The organism is Endobacter medicaginis, assembly GCF_014192375.1.
In the GTDB taxonomy this organism is placed as follows: Bacteria; Pseudomonadota; Alphaproteobacteria; order Acetobacterales; family Acetobacteraceae; genus Endobacter; species Endobacter medicaginis.
This window is the reverse complement of the sequence record NZ_JACHXV010000001.1, coordinates 168122-189695: the sequence shown is the minus strand read 5'-3', so window position 1 is coordinate 189695 and position 21574 is coordinate 168122. Positions and strand designations below refer to the sequence as shown.

The following is a 21574-nucleotide window of genomic DNA, read 5'->3' as shown; positions in this document are numbered from 1 at the left end:
CATGTTCCAATCTCTCCTCCATGACCGCCTGACGGACGGCCATTCAGACATCAAGGACATCGAACGATGACCTCCCGTACTTGTCCCCTTACCTTGGTCGCCGCCGCCTCGGCCGCGATCCTCTCGCTCGCCTCGGCCCATGCCGCGACCGTAGTGACCCAGTCATCGCCGAGGCCGGTCGCCACCGTGCAGACCGTGGCCGTGGTCTCGAACCCGAACGGCACCGGCGTCGCCAATGGCCGCACCGGCGGCCAGCCGATGCCCGACGAGCCGCTGCCGGCGCAGCCGCAGCCGCAGCCGACGCCGTCTCAGTAAGACAGCCCCTCCCCGCTGGCGCATTTGCCACACCCGGTTCCATGGCGCCGGGTGTGGCGAATTCCTTCACCGGCAGCGTCCGACCCCTGGACGCAAGTCCTGGCCGCATCTGCAGCGTCCGGTTGCACCAGCACTCCGTGCCGAAAGCAGAAAGCAACGAATTTTTTACAAATAGGCGTTATTTCAACCGTTGCGCGTGATACGCTCATTTCTGTGCCGAGTCGTACAGGGGCATGACCGCGGCTCGGCAACCGTGCCGGACGGGTCATGATCTGCGCACCTGACACCGGCTCTGCCGCCTTGGCGAACCGGTGACAGGGTTGAGTGTTCGGGAGTCGAGCAGGCGCGGATGGTGATGGCAGACCGGAGGCAAGTCCACAGGGAGGAGGCTGGCTGTCGTGACAGCCTCCTCCTGCCACGCCGTCGGCGTCGGGAGGGCCTTTCTCTGGCGGCCGTGATGCTTGCCCTCATGTCAATCGGCCAACGTGCGCTCGCGTCGCCGCCGGCACCGCCGGCCGTAGCCGGCAGCCTGCCCTTCAATCCCCCTGCGGCCACCAGCAGCCTGGCACAGCATGACTGGTGGACGGGACTGGGTCTGATCGTCCTCGGTGCGACGATCGGCGTGATCGCCTGCGCGACGTTCCGTGTCTTCGAGGCGCGGAATCGGCCAAATGCCGCGCTCCGAGGCTGGCTGACGGTCTGGTCGGTGTCCGCCATCATCTGTGCGGTCTGCCGTGTCGGAACCACGTTGCCTGGAATTCGGCCGGACGGTCTGTTGTTGCTGCGGATCGGGCAAGCCGGCGTCGGCCTGCTGGTTGGCAGCGGAGCGATGTTGGCGCGCCTGCTGATCGAGCCGCCCACCGCACCGTCCCCGGTCCGGCGCCCGGCGACCGTGCTTGCCATGACCGCCCCCCTGCTCGGCATCGCCGCTGCCTGTGGTGCGCTGTTGCCGCGCGACAGTGCCGCGATCGCCCTGAACCTGCTGCTCCTGCTCGGTGCGGGCTGGACTTTGTGGATCGGCGCGGTGGCGCTGTGGCATTCGGATTCGATCCTGCGCCTCTGCGTCATCGGCTGGCTGCCTCTCATCGCCGTGCTGGGGCTCGATACCCGAGCCGACAGCATGCCGTCCCTGATCCAGCGAACCGGTTTGGGACTGAGCCTCGCACTCGCGTTCCAGGCGATCATGTTCTGGGTGGCAGCACTTCGTCGGCCGTTTGCGACACCCCATCACGACGGCCTCGCCGAAGCCCGGCCGGCGGCTCCGGTCGAACTGTCGTTGCCATCGCAGCGCAATTCGCACGTCGATGCGCTGACCGGACTGATGACGCGCTCCGCCTATATGGAGGCGCTGGAGGACGCGCCGGTGGGTGCGAGCCTGTTCGTCATCGACATCGACCATCTCCGCGAGATCAACAACAGCTTCGGGCATCGGCATGGCGATGCCCTGTTGCTGCATCTCGCCCACCGCCTCCACCAGGAGGTCACCGCGGCGCTCGCCATCGCGCGCAGCGCCGGTGACAGCTTCGCGATCATTGCCGCGCCTGACCAGGAAGCGACGATCGCCGCCCGGCTCGATGCGTTGCAGGGTGAGCCATGGAACTGCGCGGGGCGTGTGCTGTCACTGTCGGTCAGCATCGGCCAGGCACGGCGTCGCCCCGGACACCTGCCGGAAGAATTCCGCCACCAAGCCGAACAGGCCCTCGACGAAAGTCGCCGGCTCGGGCGCGGCCGCCGGGTCTGCTATTCGGACGCACTGGCGATCCGCCACGATCGCGAGGCGGAATATCTCGCCGAGATCCCCCATGCGATCGCCCGACACGAGCTGGAACTGTTTTACCAGCCGATCGTCGATCTGCGCGACGGCCGCATCCTCGCCGAGGAAGCGCTGCTGCGCTGGCGACATCCGATCCGCGGTCTGCTGACGCCAGCGAGTTTCCAGACGCTGCTCAACCATCACGCCTGGGGTCCGATCGTGCAGGACCAGGTGCTGTCACTGGCACTCGACCATCTCGCCCGCACGCACGACGTGCCGGGGTATCTGAGCGTCAACTTCACCGGCCCGCAGCTTCGCGGCGCCAGCACCGCACGCCACATCCTGCGTCGTCTCGAGGCGCGCGACATTCCCTTCCACCGGCTATGCGTGGAAGTGACGGAAAGCGTGGCGCTCGATCTCGGCATCGCCGAGGTGATCGAGGCGCTCGAACTGCTGCATACGGCAGGCGTCCGCGTTGCGCTGGACGATTTCGGCACCGGCTATGCCTCTCTCCAGCATCTGCGCCTGTTTCCGATCGACGTGATCAAGATCGACCGCTCCTTCGTCTGCACCACCGTCCACAGCGAGAACGACGCCGACAAGATCGCTCACTCCATCGTCAGCCTCGGCCAGTCGCTGGACAAGCTGGTGATCGCCGAAGGTGTGGAAACCGACGAGCAGCGCCGCCGCCTGATTGAGTTCGGCTGCCGGACGGGCCAGGGGTATCTGTTCTCCCGTCCGCTGCTCGAAAGCGAGCTGCCGCCGCGCGGCACCCGGCTGCCCTTCCTGCGCGACGAGCCGACCAGCCCGCAGGCGCGGCGTGCGGCCATGATCGCCGCGTCGAAATCCTGAGGAGCCCGACACTGGACGGCGCGATGCATCTGCTGGCCCGGTTGCGCGACCTCGTCGGGCGGCGCCACGTACTCACCTCGGCATCGGCGACGCGCCGCTTCCGGCGTGGCTATCGCACCGGGGAGGGCCGCGTGCTGGCCGTTGTACGTCCGGGCACGCTGCTCGAGCAGTTCCTCGCCTTCGAGGCCATCATCGCCGCCGGCCGGATTGTCATCGTCCAGGCCGCCAATACCGGCCTGACCGGCGGCTCCACCCCCGATGGCGACGATTACGACCGTGACGTCGTCATCATCAGCACGCTTCGGCTGGACACGATCCACCTGCTCGGCGACGGCGAACAGGTGGTCTGTCTGCCGGGTGCGACGCTGCACGCCCTGGAGGCACGGCTGGCCAGGGTCGGGCGGCAGCCGCATTCGGTGATCGGCTCGTCGTGCATCGGCGCCTCGGTGGTGGGCGGCGTCTGCAACAATTCCGGTGGCGCGCTCATCCGGCGTGGACCGGCCTACACACAATGCGCGCTGTTCGCGCAGGTCACGTCCGACGGCCGGGTCGTGCTGGTTAATCATCTCGGCCTGCGCCTCGGCAACACGCCGCAGGAGATCCTGTCCCGGCTGGAGGCCGGCCAGTTCGGGCCTGACGAGACCGAGCATGATCCCGCGCGCGCCTGCTCGGACCGCTCCTATGGCGAGACGGTCCGCCACATCGACGCCGACACGCCGGCGCGGTTCAACGCCGATACCGGACGGCTGTTCGAGGCCGCCGGCAGCGCCGGGCGGGTGATGGTGCTGGCGGTCCGGCTCGACAGCTTCCCGCGCGACGCACAGCTGGCCGATTTCTATATCGGCAGCAACGATCCGGCGGAGCTGACGGCGATCCGCCGCCACATCCTCGGCAGCTTCACCGACCTGCCCGTGCAGGGCGAGTATCTGCATCGCGATGCGTTCGACATTGCCGAGCGCTATGGCAAGGACGTGTTTCTGGCCATCCGCCGCCTCGGCACGAAACGCCTGCCGACCTTCTTCGCCGCCAAGGCACGCTTCGATGCGCTGTGCGAGCGCCTGCACCTGTCGACGGCGCTGTCGGACCGGCTGCTGCAGACGATCGCCGATCTGGCCCCGCGGCACCTTCCTGCCCGGATGTATGCGTTCCGCGACCGCTACGAGCACCACCTGCTGCTGCGCATGGCCGATGGCGGCATCGCGGAGGCGGAGGCCTATCTGGGGCGGATCTTTCCTTCGGCAAGCGGCGACTGGTTCCGCTGCACTGGTGACGAGGGCGCGAAGGCGTTCCTGCACCGCTTCGCTGCCGCCGGGGCGGCGGTCCGCTACCGCCAACTACATCCACGCACCGTCGCCGACATCGTCGCTCTCGACGTCGCACTGCCGCGCAACACCCGCGCCTGGTTCGAGACCCTGCCGCCCGCGATCACCGAGCGGCTGCTGCACCGGCTCTATTACGGGCATTTCTTCTGCCACGTGTTCCATCAGGACTATGTGGTGCGAAGCGGTGCCGATCCGCTGGCGATCGAGCACGAGATGTGGGCGCTGCTCGACGCGCGCGGCGCCGAATATCCGGCCGAACACAATGTCGGCCATCTCTACCCGGCCAAGCCGGCGCTGGCGGCGCATTACCGAGCACTCGACCCGTGCAACTGCCTCAATCCCGGGATCGGCCAGACATCGCGCAAGCCGGGCTGGCGGTAGCGCAGGCGCATTGCGGCAACTGCATGCCTGCCCGCGCGGTGCCACATGTCGCCGCGAAGAACGGCCGCGACCATATGACATCCATGTCATGGTTCCATCGCAGGCACCCACGCCAGGACACGACCAGCGACACGCTCCACGCGTTTGCCCACGCACAGGACGATTTCGCCGCCAGCACCGATCTGCGTCTCCGCCAGCTCGACGCCTGGATCGCTGCGATCGAACACGATCTGTCCCGCCTACACGCCGAGATCATCGCCGCCCATCGGGCAGTGGATCATGCGCTGCGCGCCTCGATCATGGGCGGCGCCACCGGCGTCTGAATGCCGGGTGAGGGGATCGAACCCCCGACCTTCGGTTTACAAAACCGCTGCACTACCGCTGTGCTAACCCGGCGGGGGTCGTTTCAGATAAATCGACCAGCACCAAGGCTGGTCGGAGTGAGAGGATTCGAACCTCCGGCCCCTGCGTCCCGAACACAGTGCTCTACCAGGCTGAGCTACACTCCGGCGGCGGCCCTCTTACAGCGATGACGCGACGGGGGCAAGATGGTGTTTCACCCTCAAAGCCGCCCCAGCGTTTCCGCACTGTCGGGAGTCTGCGGATCAAGGCCCGGGCGCAGGGCATCGAGGCGCAGCAGGGCCGCGTCGGCATCGGGCACAACCTCGAATAGGCGACGCGCGGTCTCGGCCGCGAAGCCGTCGCGGATCGCCTGGTCGATGGCCCCGACCAGCATGGAGGCCCAGCCGGCGATATCGACGATCAGGATCGGCTTGTCGTGCAGGCCGAGCTGGCGCCAGGTGATGATCTCGAAGGTCTCGTCGAATGTGCCCAGGCCGCCGGGCAGCACGAGGAAGGCGTCGGCTTCGGCAAACATCAACTGCTTGCGGCTGTGCATCGAATCGGTGACGCGCAGGTCCTCGACACCCTCATGCATGACCTCGCGGGTCTTGAGGAAATGCGGGATCACCCCCGACACGGCGCCGCTGGCAGCGATCGCGGCATCCGCGACCACCCCCATCAGTCCGACCTTGCCGCCACCGTAGATCAGCGTCATGCGGCGGCGCGCCAGCCCGGCCCCGATGATGCGCGCAGCCTCGGCAAAGCGTGCGTCGAGGCCGAAGCGCGAGCCGCAAAATACCGCCACCGACGCTCCGGGCATGGCGATGCCGCCGGGGTGGCTCTGGGTCAGCTCGGTTTCGGTCAGATGCGGCGCGGATGGCATGGCGGTCTCCAGGTCGGTCGGGCGGTTCTATCACACGCGCGCAGCCCTGCGACGCCACAGCAACCAGGCGGTGAGCACGAAGGCGGCGAGGCAGCAGGCGGCGGAGAACAGGAAGGTGGCGGCATAACCCGCATGGCCGGCGATCGCCCCGTCGAGCGGGCCGGCGATGCCGAGGGAGACGTCGAGAAACACCGAGTAGGCGCCCAGCGCTGCGCCGCGATTCTCAGCCCCCACCGTGCCGACCGCTTCGACGCCAAGGGCGGGAAAGATCAATGCAAATCCCGCCCCGGTCAGCCCCGCGCCGAGTGTCGCGACCAGCGGATGCGGCGCCAGCCACAGACACAGCAGTCCGGCGATCTCCACGCCGAGCGACACCAGGGAGACGCTGAACCCGCCATGGCGGCCGATGGCTGAGGCGAATATCAGCCTTGTGGCGACAAACAGGACGCCGAACAGACTGAGCGCGGGCGCGGCGCCCGACCAGCCACGCGCGACGTAGTACAGTGCCAGGAAGGCGGCGATGACGCCGAACCCGGTCCCCGACAGGGCGAGACCGGCGCCGAACGGCGCAACGCGCTTCAGCACGGACGTGAAGGCGATGCGCGTCCCTGGCACGCCGGGCACTGGAGCGCGTCGCGAGGCCAGGGCAAAAACGACCAGCGCACACACACAGGTCAGCGCCGCGAGGGCCTCGATCGCGACGCCGCTGACATGGACGCGGTCGCCGCGATCGGCGATGGCGGCGAGTGCCACGCCGAGCGGCGCGCCGATCGCCATCCCGCCATAGGAGGTGATGCCGTTCCAGGAGATCGAGGTAGCGGTGTTCTCGGGACCGGTGCGACGGATGCACCACATGATCACGCCGGTGGCGGTGAAGCTCTCGGCCGTGCCCAGCGCGAGCCGTGCGGCGAGCAGCAGGCCCAGCGCCGGCCAGACGCCAAGGCTGGCGGTGCGGGTGCCCAGCAGGCCGGAAGCGCCGAGCAGCAGGCCGCTGACGAGGCACCACAGTGCGCCGATCAACACCGCGCGGCGCGGGCCGCGCTCGTCGGTCATGCGGCCGACGATCGCGCGACTGGCCAGGGTGGCGAGATATTGCAGACTGATCGCGAGGCCCGCGACGACGGCGCTGCCGCCGAGTGCGGTGGTGACGAAGGAGGGCACAACCGCCAGCGGCAGGCCGATACAGATGTAGCAGAGCAGGTTGAACACCACGATCGACAGGATGGTCGCGGTGGTGCTGCGGAACAGGCGCTCGATGACCTCCATGAGCGCCACCTTATACGCTAGGCTGGCCGACATGACAGATGCGCCCTCCCCTGCCCCGTCCCGCGCTGCCGTGGCGCCCACACCGGATGCGGGCGGCTATCTGACCCTGTCGAGCCGCATCGCCTATCGCAACCGCTGGCTGCGGCTGCGCGAGGACATCATCCGGCGTCCCGATGGCAGCGAGGGTCTGTATGGCGTGGTCGAGCGCGACGATTTCGCCGTCATCGTCGCCGTCGATGACAACGACTGCATCGCGATGGTGGAGCAGTATCGCTACCCGGTCGGGCGGCGGATGCTGGAGCTGCCGATGGGCATGTGGGAGGACGATCCCGACGCCGACCCGGCGGCCCTGGCCGCGGGAGAGCTGGCCGAGGAGACCGGCCTGCGCGCCCTGCATCTGGTCGAGATCGGCATCCTGTTCCAGGGCGCAGGCTATTCGACGCAGAAGGGACATGTCTTCCACGCCACCGGGCTGAGCCAGGGCGGCACGCGCCGGGAGGCGAGCGAGGCCGACATGGTCGCGCGCATGGTGCCGCGCGCCGAGGTCGAACGGCTGATCGGCGAGGGCGGCATCACCTGCGCGGTGACGATCGCCGCGCTCGCCATCACCCGCGCCCGCGGCCTGATCGACTGAGCCGGGCCGGCGGAACCGCCGCCGGCCGCTCCCGTTGGCGCCCGGACGAACGATCAGGTCCCATTGCACGAGACCCTTGCGATATCCAAACGATCTCGACATGCGGACCGACAGTGTGACCGAATGACCCGTCCACCGAGTCGCCAGCCCAGGAGTTTCGCCCCCAGATGCTCGATACCATCACGCCCGCGCCGACCCTCGTCCGGACAGACGATCCCGGACACGACCCGGCCCGTGCGGCGAGGCGATGGCAGCGGCTGCACCGGCTGTTCGCCCGCAGCCGCGCGCTGCGCGCGGTGACGGTCGGCGGTCTGGCGCGGATCGAGCTCGGCATCCAGGGCGGCCACAAATGTCCCGACATCATGGCCACGATCCGACGCGTTCGCGGCGAGCGGGAGTCGCTGCTGTCGGGCAACGAGGCGTTCATGATCTACAGCCTCGCCCGGGCCCAGAGCCGGCTCGATGGCGAGATGGCCGAGGTCGGCGTCTATCAGGGCTGCTCGGCAAAGCTCATCAGCCTGGCCGGCCGACCGCGCCGGCTGCATCTGTTCGACACCTTCGCCGGCCTGCCGGAACCGGTCAGCGGGGAGCGGCGGGCGATGTCGAAAGGCCATTACGCCGCCTCGCTGGGTGCGGTACAGGCTTACCTCGCGGACCAGCCGAACCTCGAATTCCACCAGGGCATGTTCAGCGGGACCAACAATCCGGCCGCCGCCAGCCGGTTCTCGCTGGTGCATCTCGACGTCGATCTCTACGAGGGCACGCGCGAATGCCTGGAGTTCTTCTATCCGCGCATGTTGCCGGGCGGGATCATCGTCAGCCACGATTATTCCTATCTGGCGGGGGTGCGGGCCGCATTCGACGAATTCCTCGCCGATCGCCCCGAGATCGCGATCGAGTTGCCCAGCAGCCAGGTGATGGTCGTCAAACTGCCTCAAAACGGCTGACGCAACGTCACCATGACGGAACCCGAACGAGCCTGGCGGGTAATATCTTTCGGTGCCTGCCGCCGCGGCAGTGCGGAACCGGCCAGGAGGTCGTCATGAGTGGTCTCGTCACCCCGCCCACCACGGCGCAGGCGCGCCACACAGGCTATGCGCTGTTGCTGATCGAGGGCGTGCTGCTGGTGCTGCTCGGACTCGGCGCCGTCATCGCGCCGCTGGTGGCGGGCGTGCTGGCTGCCGGCATATTGGGCTGGCTGCTGATTATTGCCGGCATCGCCGGCTTGGTAAGTACCTTCTACAATCGCACCCACATCCATTTCTGGGGCGCGCTGCTGTCGTCGATCGCCGCGCTGGTGGTGGCATTGCTGATCGTGTTCGATCCCGGCGCCGGGGCGGTCGCGCTGTCGTGGATGCTGGCGGCCTGGCTGATGGTCGATGGGGTCTCGTCGATCGTGATCGCACTGAGTTCACGCAAGGCAGGCACCTCGACTTGGTGGTGGCTGATGCTGTCCGGCCTGCTGGACTGGGTGCTGGCGCTGTTCATCGCGTTCTCGAATCCACTGGTCGGCATCGCCGTGGTCGGCACGCTGGTGGGCATCGACCTGCTGTTCGGCGGGATCGCGCTGCTGGCCATGGCGCGTGGATTGCGCCGCGGAAACATCTGACCCGCTGCCGTTCAGACGGGCGGGGCGAAAGCGAGCCGGGCGAGAAGCGCCCACGGACCGCCGAGATAGCGCCACAGGCGCAGCGCGACGGCGTGGGTGTCGATCGGCATCCCGCCCGCGGAAAGTTCAGCCAGCAAAGCCCGAGCGCGCTCGGGCTCGACCTTGTTCTGGATCGTCAGATGCGGCCACCAGGGGGAGAGGTCCTGTCTGGTCAGGCGCGTGGCGGGAAGCGCTGCAAGCAGATCATCGCGCAGACAGGCGAGTTCCGGACAGATCAGCCGGTAGGCGACGCCGCGCCCGAGCGCAAAAGGTGCTGCAATCCTCACCGAGGGCGCCGGGCGCGCGGAGAGCGGACAGGTGCGAAAAAGCGCCTCGAGGTCGCCGGGCAGGGCATGGAACAGCGTCACATGCGCCGGCACGATATTGCGCTCGGGCGGAAAATGCCGCTCGCGCATCGCCTGCGCCCAGCCCTGGGCAGGGCCGTCGAGCTCGGCGGTCAGGATGAGCGGTGATGTCTCGGCCATGAGACCGCAGCGCTTGACGGTGCAGGGAGACGATGTGTCGACGACGTGCTCACGGCGAAATGATGCACGCAAGGCGTCCCGGCGGGTCCAGTGTGGGATGAACAAAACTTCATGCTGAACACGCCGCCATGGAGCCCATTCGATGAGGACAGGTTTGGAAGGATTGGTGATCTGTCTGCTGGCGGCAGGGTCGGCGCTGATGACGCCCGTTGCCGGCACAGGCCGGGCCGAGACCGTGACGGCGAGTTCGGTGGTGGGCAGTGGCGCAGCCAATCGCTTCGCGCAGCCTCTGAGCGAGGCCGATATCATCCTCTCGTCGCTTGCGGACGGTCGGATCAACGTCTCGACCGGGACCGCGGGCGCGGCGACCGATAGCGAGGACGACCGTGCCGGCCTGTCCTGCATCGTCTCACCGGGAGGTGCACCTCCGACCTGCCAGATGATGTTCGCGCAGTCCTACTGGGGTATCCGCTATCGCGACTTCACCGGCGCCCACCTTGCCGACGGCACCCCACTGCCGATGCGCAAACATCTGTCGAGGACCGAGTTCTGCTGGCGTGGGGCCTGCGCCCGGAGTGAGATAATCCTGCTCGACATTCCGATGACGGCGATGCAGGCCGCGGCACGGCAAGGCATGCGTGTCAGCATCACCGCGGTCTCCGGTGACGGGGCGGAGGTCGATTACGGGGTCGGCGATGTGTCGACACTGCTCACGGTGGTACAGCGAGACGTCGACGCGGGGCGGCGCAGTTGACGTAGACCCGACCGCCTGGCCCGACCGGTCAGGCCTCAGTCACGCAGATCGGCGATCATCGCCTTCGCATGGCGGGTCTGGGCGCGGCTGATGTCCTGCGGATTCATGCCGGCTGCAAGCAAGACGTCGATGAGGTCGATGTGCAGAGGCGCCAGCAACGCATGCGCCGCGTAGTCGATCGTCATCTGACTGGCCTTTGGGGCGGCGTCGCGGAGCAGTCCGGCCAGGGTGGCATGCATCCACAGGTAGTTCGGCGAGGCCAGCAGCCCGGCCGCGGCCTCACGCGCACGAAGCAGGTGGCGGTTGTCGAGCTTGCACCACAGCAGCGCATCGAGAAAGGCGGCGACCCGCCTGCGCGGTGAGCCTGACGCGCCGAGAGGCGAATCCTCAGCTGCGAGGGCGTCGCGCAGGCGATCGAGCTGTCGCGTCCACAGCGCGTCGAGCAGGCCGTCACGACTGCCGAAGGCGCGAAACAAGGTGCCCTTGCCGACCGCGGCCGCCTCGGCGATCGCCTCCATCGTCACGGCGGCAGGAAATGGTGCGGCGGCAAGCACGGCATCGGCCGCAACCAGCATCCGCGCCCGCGAGGTCTGCGGCCGCCCGCGTCGGCCATCTTGATTTACGGACTGTCGGTCCGATATATGAAAGTCATTCGGACTCATGGTCCGGAAAATCCCTTTACAGGAGACTGCACGACATGACGGATGTTCCGGACTGGCTGGCCACCGCGATCGAGGCCTGGGTGAAGGGGGATCTGGACGGCTGGATGGCGATCTATGCCGAGGATGCGGTGCACGAATTTCCGTTCGCGCCGCCCGGTGCGCCCCGCCGCGTCGAGGGACAGGCCGCGATCGCCAAACTGCTGCGCCCGCTCCAGCAGCACATCCGCTTCGGACGGTTCGACCTCGGCCGGGTCCGGCAGATCGGCGACGAGACCATCCTCGAGGCCACCGGTCACCATCGCGTGGTGGCGACCGACACGCCGCTGGATCTTGACTACGTCTGGTTCATCACGCGCCATGACGGCAAGGTGACGCATTTCCGCGACTACATGAACCCGCTGCAGTTGAGCGGCTCCTGACACACGTCGGCGCATATCGCCGACATGGTAACGCATCTTCTTACGGCGACGAAATGCCCGGTCACGGCGCTGGCGGACCCGAAAGGATTCGAACCTTCGACCTCTGCCTTCGGAGGGCAGCGCTCTATCCAGCTGAGCTACGGGTCCAGCCGCGCACCCATAGCGTGAAGCCGGGCGCGATGCCAGCCCCGCGCGTCATTTAACGCCGTCCATCGGGCCGGCGACGAGCGGGGGGATCGGGTCGGCCTTCGCCATCGCATTCAGCCGGGCGATGCCGGCCTCGAGCTGCGCGTCGTGGCCGAGGAAGGTGGCGTGCGGCAGGTTGTCGACGGTCTCGTCGGGTTCGACGCCGTGATTCTCGACCTGCCAGGCGCCATTCATCGCGAATTGCGGCATCTGGGCGGCGCGGGCGACGCCGTTGTCGATCAGGCGGTTGCGGTCGGACAGCCATACGCCCGCACCCGACGTGCGCTCGCCGATCAGCGGGGCGAGTTTCAGCGTCTTGATGCCGTTCGACACGGTCTCGCCGTCGGAATAGGTGAGCTGGTCGACCAGAAGCACGACATGGCCGCGGAAGGCCTGCTGCATGTTGACCGCGGGCGCGTGGTCGTAGCGCTTCCAGAACATCCATGCCCGGCGCAGCAGCGCATTGATCACCCAGGAATCGATGTTGCCGCCATGATTGTCGCGCACGTCGATGATCAGCCCGTCACGGTCGATATTGGCGTAGAACTCGCGCACGAAGGTCTCGATGTCGGACGGGCCCATGGCGCGCAGGTGCAGGTAGCCGTAGCGGCCGCCGCTGGCCGCCTGCACCCTGGCCGCCCGGGTGAGTTCCCAGTCGCTGTAGGCGAGGGCCGCCTCGGTCTTCGCCTTGCAGGGAATGACGATCGCCTTGTGGGCCGTGCCCTGCGTCGCACTGCGCCACTGGAGCAGTACCTGCCTGCCGGCCAGCCCGGTCAGCAGCGAGGCCGGGTCGGCAATTCCGGCCGTCGGGCGGGCGTCGATGGCGGTGATCAGGTCGCCGGCGCGGATGTCGAGCCAAGGCGCCTGGAGCGGTCCGCGATGGTCCGGCAGGTCGGGGTCGGTCGCGTAGATGCGCGCGATGCGCCAGCCGTCCTTGCCGGGGGTCAGGCGGGCACCGAGACCGGCGACGTCGAGGGCCGGGTTCGGGGCTTCGGTGTCGGGCGGGCGGATCTGCGAGTGCAGCGCGCTCAGCTCGCCGATGGTCTGGCCGAGCAGGTCGGACAGGTCGGCGCGGTCGCCGAGCCGGTCGATCAGCGCGAGACCACGGTCGCGCACCGCCGACCAGTTCACCCCGCGCAGCGCGGGATCGTAGAAGAACGCCCGGTCCATGCGCCAGGCATCGAGATACATCTGCCGCCATTCGGACGCCGGATCGACGCGCAGACGCCAGTCGTCGAGGGCGACGACGGTGTGATCCGGCTTGTCGGGCGCCTTGGCCACCGCCGGGATCAGGAGCAGGCGCGGGGTGCCCGGCAGGCCGAGCGCAGGTGCCGGCTTGTCGCCCGGGGTGGCGAGCAGCAGCGTCTTGCCGTCACCCGATAGCGCGAAATCGATGACCTTGGGCGCGACCGTCTCGACCTTCGGGTCCTCGTCGTCGATATGCACCGAGACCAGCCGGCCCGGCTCGTCCTCGTCGGCACGGTCAAGCAGGTAGAGATACCCGGCATTGACCGCGAGGGCTGCGTAGTTCCCGGCGTCCTGCGGCACCTGGTAGAGCCGGGTCTCCAGCCCCTGCCAGGCGATCGCCGGCGGCGTGCGGTCGACCCCCTGGCGGCGCTTCGCCTCGGCGGCATCGGCGCGCTCCCTGGGTGTCTTCGGAGCCGCCGGGTCGCTCGCAGCACCGTGCGGCGTGTCGGGCGAGACCTCCCGCGGCGGCGAGAGCTCATCACGCGGGCGGAACGGGAACGTCGCGTCGGGCTGCAGCGCCAGCGCATAGATGCCGACACGGCGGTCGAAGACCGGGCCGGTATTGCGGTCGCCCCAGGGAGAGCCGTTGGCGAGCTCGAAATGACGCGCGGAGAGGAAGTACAGAAAGTGGCCGTCCGGCGAGAAGGCCGGGTGACCACTGTCGTAGCGATCGTCGGTGACCCAGTGCAGCTTGCGGGCGCCGACATCGTAGAGCGCGAGCTGGTCGCGCAACGACACGCCGCGCGTGCGGCTGAACGCGAGCGTGCGGCTGTCATGCGACCACACCACATCGTCGTGCTCGGTGGTGCCGTCGCTCGCTGCGTCATCCACCAGGGTCTGCGCGCCGGAGGCGATGTCGAGGATGCGCAGGCGACCCTTCATGTCGGTGATGGCGAGCAGCCTGCCATCGGGCGAGGGATGCAGGCCGGTGCGCTCGGTATCGCCGTCATGGGTGAGCTGGCGGCCCGGACCGGCGCCGTCTGCCGGGTAGGCCCAGACCTCCTCCTCGCCGGAGGTGTCGGCGATGGCGAAGACGGTTTTTGCGTCCTCACTGAACACGGCATCGCGCAGGCGGCTGCCGTCCGCAGCGCCGATCTCGACGCGACGGCGCGGGCCGGTGGCGGCGATCACCGCATGGCCACGGGCGGTGACGAGGGCGAGGTCGCCCTTCGGTGCCACCGCTATGTCGGTGAGGAAGCCGAGCGGACGGTCGATCCAGTACGGGCGAAGGCCCGGGCGGTCGGTGAGCAGCTCGATCGGCAGCAGCGTGTCGTGTCCGGTGGCGAGATCGGTGCGATGCAGGTCGGCCCCGAGCTGGAACACCACGGCGTCGCCGTCGAGACTGGCCTGCCGCACCCCGGCATCGGTGAAATGGGTGATCTGGCGCGGATCGCTGCCATCGGCGGCGAGGCTCCACAGATTGTCGCGCCCGTCGCGGTCGCTGACCACGACCAGGCGGCCCTTCCACCACATCGGACGCCGCCAGTTGGCGTCCGCCGGGCCGATCCGCTGTGCCTCGGCACCGGGTGAGGTGTCGTGCAGGTCGAAGCGCCAGAGCTGCGCCATCGCGCCGCCGCGGTACTGGCGCAGATGGTCGCCGGTGGCGGCGAGGCCGAAACGGACGAACACCAGCCAGCGCCCGTCGGGGCTGAGCGCGGCATCGTTGGCGCCGGCGAGCGGATAGATCTCCTGCGCGCCGGTGCGGGGATCGACATGACCGACGACCTGCCCGTGCACGCCGAGGCTGTCGCCGGCCATGGTGAACAGCACGCCCGCACGGGCGTCCCAGCCGAGCGGCGTGGTCTTCGTGTTGTTGTAGGTCAGCCGCTTCGGCGTGCCGCCATCGACACCGATGAGATAGAGCTCGGTGGGTCCGTCATAGGACGCGGCGAACACCACCGATTTTCCGTCCGGCGCCACCACCGGATGCGGATCGGCACCGACGCTCCCGGCCGGGCGGTCGGTGAGCCGGTGCGCCTGGCCGCCGGACTGAGGCACGGTCCAGACCGTCTGTTCGGCCACGAAGGCGAGCAGGCCGGCGGCCGCGGAAGGATCGCGCAGATACCCCGGTACCGCATGGGCGGCGACGGGCATGAGCAGGGCGGTGGCGGCGAATAGGGCACGACGAAACATCGCGGCAGCTTGCCGCCGCCGCAAGTGATGTCAATGCGCGATCGTCATGACGGCACCGCCGCCGTGCATCCCGGACTCGACGTCACCGACGCGCCGCCCGCTCCGGCCATCCGGGGCGTGCGACGCTATGCCATCGACCGCGTCGGCGCGCCGTTGGCGTTCGGCGAGCGTCTGGTCGGCGCGACATTCCGGTCCGAAGCGAGCTGGGCGGGCCGCGACCGCCGGGCGTGGACGCGGCCTCTCGCATAGCCGGGATCCTGCAGGAACCTGCCCAGCACCTCGTCGAGCAGGGCGGCGACCTCGTGGTCGTCATTGAGGCATCGGCCCATCGGCAGGCCGCCGCGCTGTCTGAGGAAATACTCCTCGATGATCGCCGGCTGCTGCTCGAGACCGTAATCGAGCAGGTCGCGCCCGACGGCGAGGCGAAAGCGATAGGCGTCGGCGTAGCGAAACCCGTGCCCGACCCAGGCGCGCAGTGCTGCGCGGGCGAGGTCGAGCACCCGGTTCTGATGCTGCCAGACATGCACCATCTCATGGATGAACAGGCGCTGCGCGGCCAGCGGGGCCACACTGAAATCCGGCTGGTGACGGTGCGGCAGGTAGATATGGCCGCCGAACGACATGTCGCCCATCGCATCGAGCCTGGCATAGCCGCGGTCGTGGATGCGGATCGCCGCATAATCGAGCGAGTCGCCAAACAGCCCGTACGCCAGACGGATCTCGCCACCCGTGAGTTCACGCATGGGCATGGTTCAGCCCCTCGCGGCGGCATGCTGCATGAGCAGATTCCTGATCGCGTGCCTCAGCCCGACGACCAGGGCGGCGAGCAATGCGGTTCCGGGCAGCGGGATCATGTAGGCGGCGGCGATGAACGCCGCGTCGCCACGGGTGATGTTGCGCCGGACGATCGCCGGCAGCGGGATACGGTCGGATACGGCAAGTATCCTGTCGGCGAGGGGCCTGGGGGCGGCTGGCTCGTGCATCGCGGTGTCTCCGCTCGACGGTCTGGATCGGGAATGGCTGGCGAGGTCGGCGATCAGCCGCGACAACAGCGCCCCAAAGTGGTCCGGAAAGGTCGGGACGGAAACGACGGTCCAGTGGACATGACGGGCTCTGCGGCTGGGGCGCGATCGGCGCCTGATGTGTCGAACACGGCCATCCCGCGCCCTGGCGCAGGATGAGACAGATCAGTTCAACAACAGTTAAGAGCCCGCATGAAAGTGAGGTTACGGCCCGTCCAGCCGACGGGTCAACACCTCAGGCCTGTTTCTGCTCGATCAGGCTCTGACGGATGGCGCGGCCGCGCTCGACAGAGCGTTCGATATAGGCGGCGTCGCCGAAGCGGATGGCGCGCGCCATCGCCTGTGCGTCCTCGGTGAAGCGGGCCAGCATTTCCAGCAGTGCTTCACGGTTGGCGAGGAAGATGTCGCGCCACATCACCGGATCGGAGGCGGCGATGCGGGTGAAATCGCGGAAGCCCGAGGCGGCGAACTGGAGCACCTCGCGGCGGCTCTCGTCTTCCAGCCCCTCGGCGGTGTTGCAGATGGTGAAGGCGATCAGATGCGGCAGGTGGCTGACCATCGCCGCCATGCGGTCGTGATGGGCGGCCTCCATGCGTTCGACGTTCGCACCACAGCCACGCCAGAACGCCTCGATCCTGCCGATCGCCGCCTCGTCGGTGCCGGCCGGCGGGGTCAGCAGCACCCAGCGCCCCTCGAACAGGGCGGAAAATCCGGAATCCGGGCCAGAAAACTCGGTGCCGGCCATCGGATGCGCCGGCACGAACGCCACATGCGGCGGAATATGGGCGGCCAGCGCGCCGATGACGCCGAGCTTGGTGGAACCGACATCGGACAGGATCGCGCCGGGGGCGAGAGACGGCGCGATCTCGGCCGCGACGCCGGCGATCGCGCCCACCGGCACGCAGACGATCACGCAATCGGCCGCCGCCACCGCCGCCTGCGCCGTCTCGGCGACCTCGTCGACGATGCCGAGCTCCCGCACGCGGGTCCGCACCGCGTCGGAGGCGTCATAGGCCACCAGCGCGCGCGCCAGCCCCGCCTCGCGGGCGCGCCGCGCGATCGAACCGCCGATCAGGCCGAAGCCGATCACGCACAGGCGCTCGAAGATCGGCACCTCAGGCATCGGTTTCGCGGCGGGTGGCCGCCAGGGGGGCCGGTTGCGGCTGTGTGGTGGGGGTGCGCAGCGCGCGCCATTCCAGCACCTGCCAGGCGATCAGCACCGGGATGCCGAGGGCGAGGTCGCGCCCCCGCCGCAGCAGCGATACACCCAGCATCACCGCCGCATCGACGCCGAACACCGCGCCGAGGGCGACATAGGCCACTTCCTGCACGCCGAGGCTGCCGGGGACGACGAAGGCGGCCGAGAGGATGCCGCTCACCACGCCCTCGATGGCGATCGCGGCGGCCGGAGTGATCGGCCAGTGCAGGAAATGACAGGCCAGCCACGTCCAGGCAGCACCCGCGAACCAGCCGAGCAGGTGCAGGCTCGCCCCGCCCGCGAGGCGGGCCGGACTGGCGTAGAAACGGTCCATCGCCGCCTGCAGTGCATCGGCCTGCGCATCGAGCGCACCCTTCCACGACGCGGCGATATGGCTGCCGAGAAAGCGGAAGATTCGCCCCGCCCCCTGCTGGACGCGGACGAAGGCGGCGATCAGCCCGATCGCGATCAGGCTGCCGCCGATCAGCGGCCAGGTGTAATGCGTCTGCGGATCCTGCCCGACCAGGCAGTACAGCCCGGCAAGCACGAAGAAGATCTCGGCCATGGTCTCGGTGGTGACGTCCACCACGGTCGCCGCCGCGGCCACCGGCCAGCCGGGCTGGTCCTTGCTGGGCGGGCGGCCACCATCCTCGCCGGCGGTGGCCGCGATGCCGAGCAGGATGCCGCCGACCTGGCTGAACGGCAGGCAGGAATTGCCCGCCTCGCGTGCCAGCCGGCCGTAGAACAGCCGGTAGGTCTTGATGCCGCTGCAGGAGACGTCCCAGGCCAGCGACAGCAGCACCATGATCGCGAGCTGCACCGCCACCAGGATCGCGAAGCCGCGCCAGCCCACGCTCATCAGCGCGCTGGCCACATGCGCTGCACCGAGATGCACGATGATGCCGGTGCCGACCGCGAAGCCGAGCAGGGCAAGGATGATGGACAACCGCTTCAAGACGAACCACGGGCTCTGTGTTGGGGCGTGGCTCTACACCACCACAGCCGGCTGCGGCTATAGAAAGGGCCGATTCGACTTCGGGACACAGCCATGACCACTTTAATCACCGGTGCGACGGGTTTCGTCGGCTCCGCCGTCGCCCGGGTGCTGGCCGGCCGCGGCCACCGCATCCGGCTGATGGCCCGGTCCGGCGCCGACCTCTCCAATACGGAGGGGCTCGACGCAGAGCACGTCACCGGTGACCTGACCCGGCCCGAGACCTTCGACGCCGCCCTGCGCGGCTGCCGGTATCTGGTCCATGTCGCCGCCGATTACCGGCTCTGGGTGCCCGATCCCGGCCGGATGATGACCGCCAACGTCACCGGCACCCGTTTGCTGATGCTGGCCGCAAGGCGCGCAGGTGTCGAGAGGATCGTCTATTGCAGCTCGGTCGCCGCCCTCGGCCTGGTCGGCGACGGCTCCATCGCCGACGAGGAGACCCCGGTCGATCCGAAGAAGATCGTCGGCGTCTACAAGCAGTCCAAATACCGCGCCGAGCAGGAAGTGCTGCGCCTGGTGCGCGAGGCCGCCCTGCCCGCGGTGATCGTCAATCCCTCCACCCCGGTCGGCCCGCGCGACATCAAGCCCACCCCCACCGGCAGGATGATCGCCGACGCCGCGAACGGGAAAATGCCCGCCTTCGTCGATACCGGCCTCAACATCGTGCATGTCGATGACGTCGCGATCGGCCACGCCCTGGCCCTCGAACGCGGCGCGGTCGGCCGCAAATACATCCTCGGCGGCGAGGATATGAGCCTGCGCGACCTGTTCGCCCTGGTGTCCGACATCGCCCAGCGCACCCCGCCGCGGATCAGCCTCGACCAGCGCGTGCTGTGGCCGCTCGCCATCGGTGCGGAGACCGCCGCGCGGGTGTTCGGCATCGATCCGGTGGTGACGCGCGAGATGCTCTCGATGTCGAAGAAGAAGATGTATTTCTCCTCCGCCCGCGCCCGGGCGGAACTCGGCTATTCGCCCCGCCCGGCCCGCGAAGCGGTCGAGGATGCGGTCGGCTGGTTCAGGGCGCACGGGATGGTGGCGTGATGCGCGGGTGCAGGGGGCCGAGCCCCCTGCCGGGGTCTGGGGCAGCGCCCCGGATCCTTGGTCTCACCTCGCTGCTGGTCTGGCTCGGCCTGATTTTCGCGCATGGCCGATTCTGGCAGGCCGGCCCGGTGCTGCGGCCGAAACCCGCGAAGGCGCGCGACTGGCCCTCGGTGAGCGTGGTGATCCCGGCGCGCGACGAGGCCGAAAGCATCGCCCGCGTGGTGGCCGACCTGCGTCGGCAGGATTATCCCGGCGCGTTGTCGATCGTGGTGGTGGACGATCGCAGCACGGACGGGACTGGAGCGATCGCTCGGGCGGCGGGGTCGGGCCCGGGGGCACCTTTGCACGTCGTGGAGGGGGTGGAGCCGCCACCGGGATGGAGCGGCAAGCTGTGGGCCGTGCGCCAGGGGGTGGCGGCGGCGGGCAGTCCCGATTTCCTGCTGCTGACGGATGCGGACATCGTGCGCGCCCCCGAGCATGTGCGCATGCTGGTCGACCACGCGCTGGACGATGACCGCGCATTGGTGTCGGAGATGGTGGAGTTGAGCATCGACAGTGCGGCGGAGCGCGCGCTGGTTCCGGCTTTCGTGTTCTTCTTCGCGCTGCTGTACCCGTTCGCGCGGGTGAACCGGCCGGACCGCCGCACGGCGGCGGCGGCGGGCGGGACGATGCTGGTGCGGCGCGAGGTGCTGGACGCGATCGGCGGCATCGACGCACTGCGCGGGGCGTTGATCGACGATGTCACGCTGGCCGGGCGGATCAAGGCGCATCCGGCGAGCCGTGGCCGCATCTGGCTGGGCCATTCGGCGCTGGCACGCTCGATCCGGCCGTATCCGGCGGCGGGTGACGTGTGGCGGATGGTGGCGCGCACAGCCTATGTGCAGCTGCGGTATTCGCCGGCGCTGCTCGCCGGCACGGTGGCGGGGATGGCGCTGGTGTGGGGCGTGCCGCCAGCGCTCGCGCTGCGCGGACGCGGGATGGCACGGTGGTGCGGGGCGACTGCCTGGGCGCTGTCGGCGGGGTCGTTCATCCCGACACTGCGTCGGTTCGGGCTGTCGCCGGCCCGGGCCGTCTTGCTGCCGGGGGTGGCGGCGTTCTACACGGCGGCAACCATCGGCTCGGCGGTGGATCATTACAGCGGGCGCGGGGTGCGGTGGAAGAACCGCGCCTATACGAGCCCGCACAGGGAGGGCGGCCGGTCATGAATGATGCGCCCGATCAGGCCAGTCGCACCGCCTGGAGCGATCCGGACGTGACGTCTGCGAAGGGGGCGGGGGACGAGAATTTCCCCGTCGGTTCGGCGCTGATCGCCGCCCATCTGCGCGGCCATGTGCACCGCTACTACGATTTCGCCCGCACGATCGACGATATCGCCGACACCACCGAGCTCTCGGCCGGGGCGAAGGTGGCGCGACTTAACGCGATGCGGCTGATCGTGCGCGGCGAGGCGCCGGCACCCGCGGGGCGACGGGATGCGGCCACGGCGGCGGCGCTGCGGCGATCGCTCGACGAGACGGGCGTGCCGGTGGAACATGCCACCGACCTGATCGTCGCCTTCATCCGCGATGCGACGACGCCGCGGACGCCGGACATGGCCGCGCTGCTCGACTACTGCCGCTATTCCGCAGCACCGGTGGGCCGCTACCTGCTCGATCTGCACGGCGAGAGCCGCGCGAGCTGGCCGGCCTCGGATGCGCTGTGCGCGTCGCTGCAGATCCTTAACCATCTCCAGGATCTCAAGGGCGACTGGCGCGATCTTGGGCGCTGCTACCTCCCGGACGATCTGATGGCGGCGCACGGGGTGCGGCCGGACGATGTGCTGGAAGAGCGTGCGAGCCCCGGGCTGCGGCTGGTGATGGACCGGCTGCTCGACGAGTGCGACCGGCTCAATGCCGCCGCCGCCACGCTGCCCGGGCTGATCCGCGACCGGCGGATGCGGCTGGAAGCGGCGACGATCCTGGCCCTCGCGCGGCGGCTGGCGGGCAAGCTGCGGTCGGGCGACCCGATCGCGGTGCGGATCGCCCCGGGCAAGG

General features: G+C 68.9%; 20 protein-coding genes, 3 tRNA genes and 1 pseudogene. 12 read left to right on the top strand and 12 right to left on the bottom strand.

Annotation, left to right across the window (positions count from 1 at the left end; translation table 11 throughout):
• Nucleotides 1–66 precede the first annotated feature (66 nt).
• From FHR90_RS00900 to FHR90_RS00885, 4 genes are all read left to right on the top strand, one after another.
• A complete protein-coding gene (locus FHR90_RS00900; RefSeq protein WP_176621786.1) occupies nt 67–315 on the top strand; it encodes a hypothetical protein in 249 nt (82 codons plus the stop codon).
• A 469-nt stretch (nt 316–784) separates the two neighbouring features.
• On the top strand, nt 785–2920 hold the full coding sequence (locus FHR90_RS00895; protein WP_176621787.1) for a putative bifunctional diguanylate cyclase/phosphodiesterase: 2136 nt from the start codon (nt 785–787) through the stop codon (nt 2918–2920).
• Nucleotides 2921–2943: 23 nt separating this feature from the next.
• On the top strand, nt 2944–4623 hold the full coding sequence (dld, locus tag FHR90_RS00890; RefSeq protein WP_176621788.1) for a D-lactate dehydrogenase: 1680 nt from the start codon (nt 2944–2946) through the stop codon (nt 4621–4623).
• Between the two features lie 74 nt (nt 4624–4697).
• Nucleotides 4698–4946, top strand: coding sequence for a hypothetical protein (locus FHR90_RS00885; protein WP_176621789.1), 249 nt, complete (start codon nt 4698–4700; stop codon nt 4944–4946).
• 1 nt (nt 4947) lies between these two features.
• On the opposite strand, the gene FHR90_RS00880 is transcribed toward FHR90_RS00885, so the two are convergent.
• The 4 genes from FHR90_RS00880 to FHR90_RS00865 form a co-directional block, all read right to left on the bottom strand.
• Nucleotides 4948–5019 (bottom strand) — tRNA-Thr (locus FHR90_RS00880).
• A gap of 36 nt (nt 5020–5055) precedes the next feature.
• A tRNA-Pro gene (locus FHR90_RS00875) sits at nt 5056–5132 on the bottom strand.
• Between the two features lie 53 nt (nt 5133–5185).
• The gene (locus tag FHR90_RS00870) at nt 5186–5785 is read right to left on the bottom strand and encodes an LOG family protein (RefSeq protein WP_176621792.1); all 600 of its coding nucleotides are present in this window, start codon (nt 5783–5785) and stop codon (nt 5186–5188) included.
• Nucleotides 5786–5878: 93 nt separating this feature from the next.
• The gene (locus FHR90_RS00865) at nt 5879–7114 is read right to left on the bottom strand and encodes an MFS transporter (protein WP_183274597.1); all 1236 of its coding nucleotides are present in this window, start codon (nt 7112–7114) and stop codon (nt 5879–5881) included.
• Nucleotides 7115–7145: 31 nt separating this feature from the next.
• Between FHR90_RS00865 and FHR90_RS00860 the strand changes: the two genes are divergently transcribed.
• The 3 genes from FHR90_RS00860 (at nt 7146) to FHR90_RS00850 (ending at nt 9357) form a co-directional block, all read left to right on the top strand.
• A complete protein-coding gene (locus FHR90_RS00860; protein WP_176622672.1) occupies nt 7146–7748 on the top strand; it encodes an NUDIX hydrolase in 603 nt (200 codons plus the stop codon).
• A 167-nt stretch (nt 7749–7915) separates the two neighbouring features.
• Complete coding sequence (locus tag FHR90_RS00855; protein ID WP_176622670.1) at nt 7916–8695, top strand: TylF/MycF/NovP-related O-methyltransferase; 780 nt, start codon at nt 7916–7918, stop codon at nt 8693–8695.
• Between the two features lie 95 nt (nt 8696–8790).
• Complete coding sequence (locus FHR90_RS00850) at nt 8791–9357, top strand: HdeD family acid-resistance protein (protein WP_176622668.1); 567 nt, start codon at nt 8791–8793, stop codon at nt 9355–9357.
• Between the two features lie 11 nt (nt 9358–9368).
• Here FHR90_RS00850 and FHR90_RS00845 read toward each other — a convergent pair whose 3' ends face one another.
• A complete protein-coding gene (locus FHR90_RS00845) occupies nt 9369–9881 on the bottom strand; it encodes a 2'-5' RNA ligase family protein (RefSeq protein ID WP_176622676.1) in 513 nt (170 codons plus the stop codon).
• A 142-nt stretch (nt 9882–10023) separates the two neighbouring features.
• On the opposite strand from FHR90_RS00845, the gene FHR90_RS00840 reads away from it, so the two are divergent.
• Nucleotides 10024–10635 carry a hypothetical protein gene (locus FHR90_RS00840; protein WP_183274596.1) on the top strand — a complete coding sequence of 204 codons (612 nt, stop codon included), beginning with the start codon at nt 10024–10026 and terminating at the stop codon, nt 10633–10635.
• A gap of 35 nt (nt 10636–10670) precedes the next feature.
• Here FHR90_RS00840 and FHR90_RS00835 read toward each other — a convergent pair whose 3' ends face one another.
• Nucleotides 10671–11210: a TetR/AcrR family transcriptional regulator gene (locus tag FHR90_RS00835; RefSeq protein ID WP_183274595.1), complete on the bottom strand. Its 540-nt coding sequence runs from the start codon at nt 11208–11210 to the stop codon at nt 10671–10673.
• Between the two features lie 122 nt (nt 11211–11332).
• On the opposite strand from FHR90_RS00835, the gene FHR90_RS00830 reads away from it, so the two are divergent.
• Nucleotides 11333–11716 carry a nuclear transport factor 2 family protein gene (locus FHR90_RS00830; RefSeq protein ID WP_246329938.1) on the top strand — a complete coding sequence of 128 codons (384 nt, stop codon included), beginning with the start codon at nt 11333–11335 and terminating at the stop codon, nt 11714–11716.
• Nucleotides 11717–11786: 70 nt separating this feature from the next.
• Here FHR90_RS00830 and FHR90_RS00825 read toward each other — a convergent pair.
• From FHR90_RS00825 to FHR90_RS00800, 6 genes are all read right to left on the bottom strand, one after another.
• A tRNA-Arg gene (locus FHR90_RS00825) sits at nt 11787–11863 on the bottom strand.
• A gap of 48 nt (nt 11864–11911) precedes the next feature.
• Nucleotides 11912–15283: a S41 family peptidase gene (locus tag FHR90_RS00820; protein WP_176622661.1), complete on the bottom strand. Its 3372-nt coding sequence runs from the start codon at nt 15281–15283 to the stop codon at nt 11912–11914.
• Between the two features lie 125 nt (nt 15284–15408).
• Nucleotides 15409–16026 carry a hypothetical protein gene (locus FHR90_RS00815; protein WP_176622659.1) on the bottom strand — a complete coding sequence of 206 codons (618 nt, stop codon included), beginning with the start codon at nt 16024–16026 and terminating at the stop codon, nt 15409–15411.
• Nucleotides 16027–16035: 9 nt separating this feature from the next.
• Nucleotides 16036–16266, bottom strand: a complete 231-nt coding sequence (locus FHR90_RS00810) for a hypothetical protein (protein WP_176622657.1) — start codon at nt 16264–16266, stop codon at nt 16036–16038.
• A 274-nt stretch (nt 16267–16540) separates the two neighbouring features.
• Complete coding sequence (locus FHR90_RS00805) at nt 16541–17428, bottom strand: prephenate/arogenate dehydrogenase family protein (RefSeq protein WP_183274594.1); 888 nt, start codon at nt 17426–17428, stop codon at nt 16541–16543.
• Nucleotides 17421–18449, bottom strand: coding sequence for a lysylphosphatidylglycerol synthase domain-containing protein (locus tag FHR90_RS00800; protein WP_176625518.1), 1029 nt, complete (start codon nt 18447–18449; stop codon nt 17421–17423). Before FHR90_RS00800 ends, FHR90_RS00805 begins: the two co-directional genes overlap by 8 nt.
• A gap of 102 nt (nt 18450–18551) precedes the next feature.
• On the opposite strand from FHR90_RS00800, the gene hpnA reads away from it, so the two are divergent.
• The 3 genes and pseudogenes from hpnA to FHR90_RS17770 all read left to right on the top strand — a co-directional run.
• The gene (gene hpnA, locus FHR90_RS00795; protein WP_176625516.1) at nt 18552–19541 is read left to right on the top strand and encodes a hopanoid-associated sugar epimerase; all 990 of its coding nucleotides are present in this window, start codon (nt 18552–18554) and stop codon (nt 19539–19541) included.
• Complete coding sequence (locus tag FHR90_RS00790; protein ID WP_183274593.1) at nt 19541–20746, top strand: glycosyltransferase; 1206 nt, start codon at nt 19541–19543, stop codon at nt 20744–20746. Before hpnA ends, FHR90_RS00790 begins: the two co-directional genes overlap by 1 nt.
• Nucleotides 20743–21534 (top strand): annotated as a pseudogene (locus FHR90_RS17770) (squalene/phytoene synthase family protein); the annotation flags it as partial. The gene FHR90_RS00790 and the pseudogene FHR90_RS17770, both read left to right, overlap by 4 nt.
• Nucleotides 21535–21574: the final 40 nt, after the last annotated feature.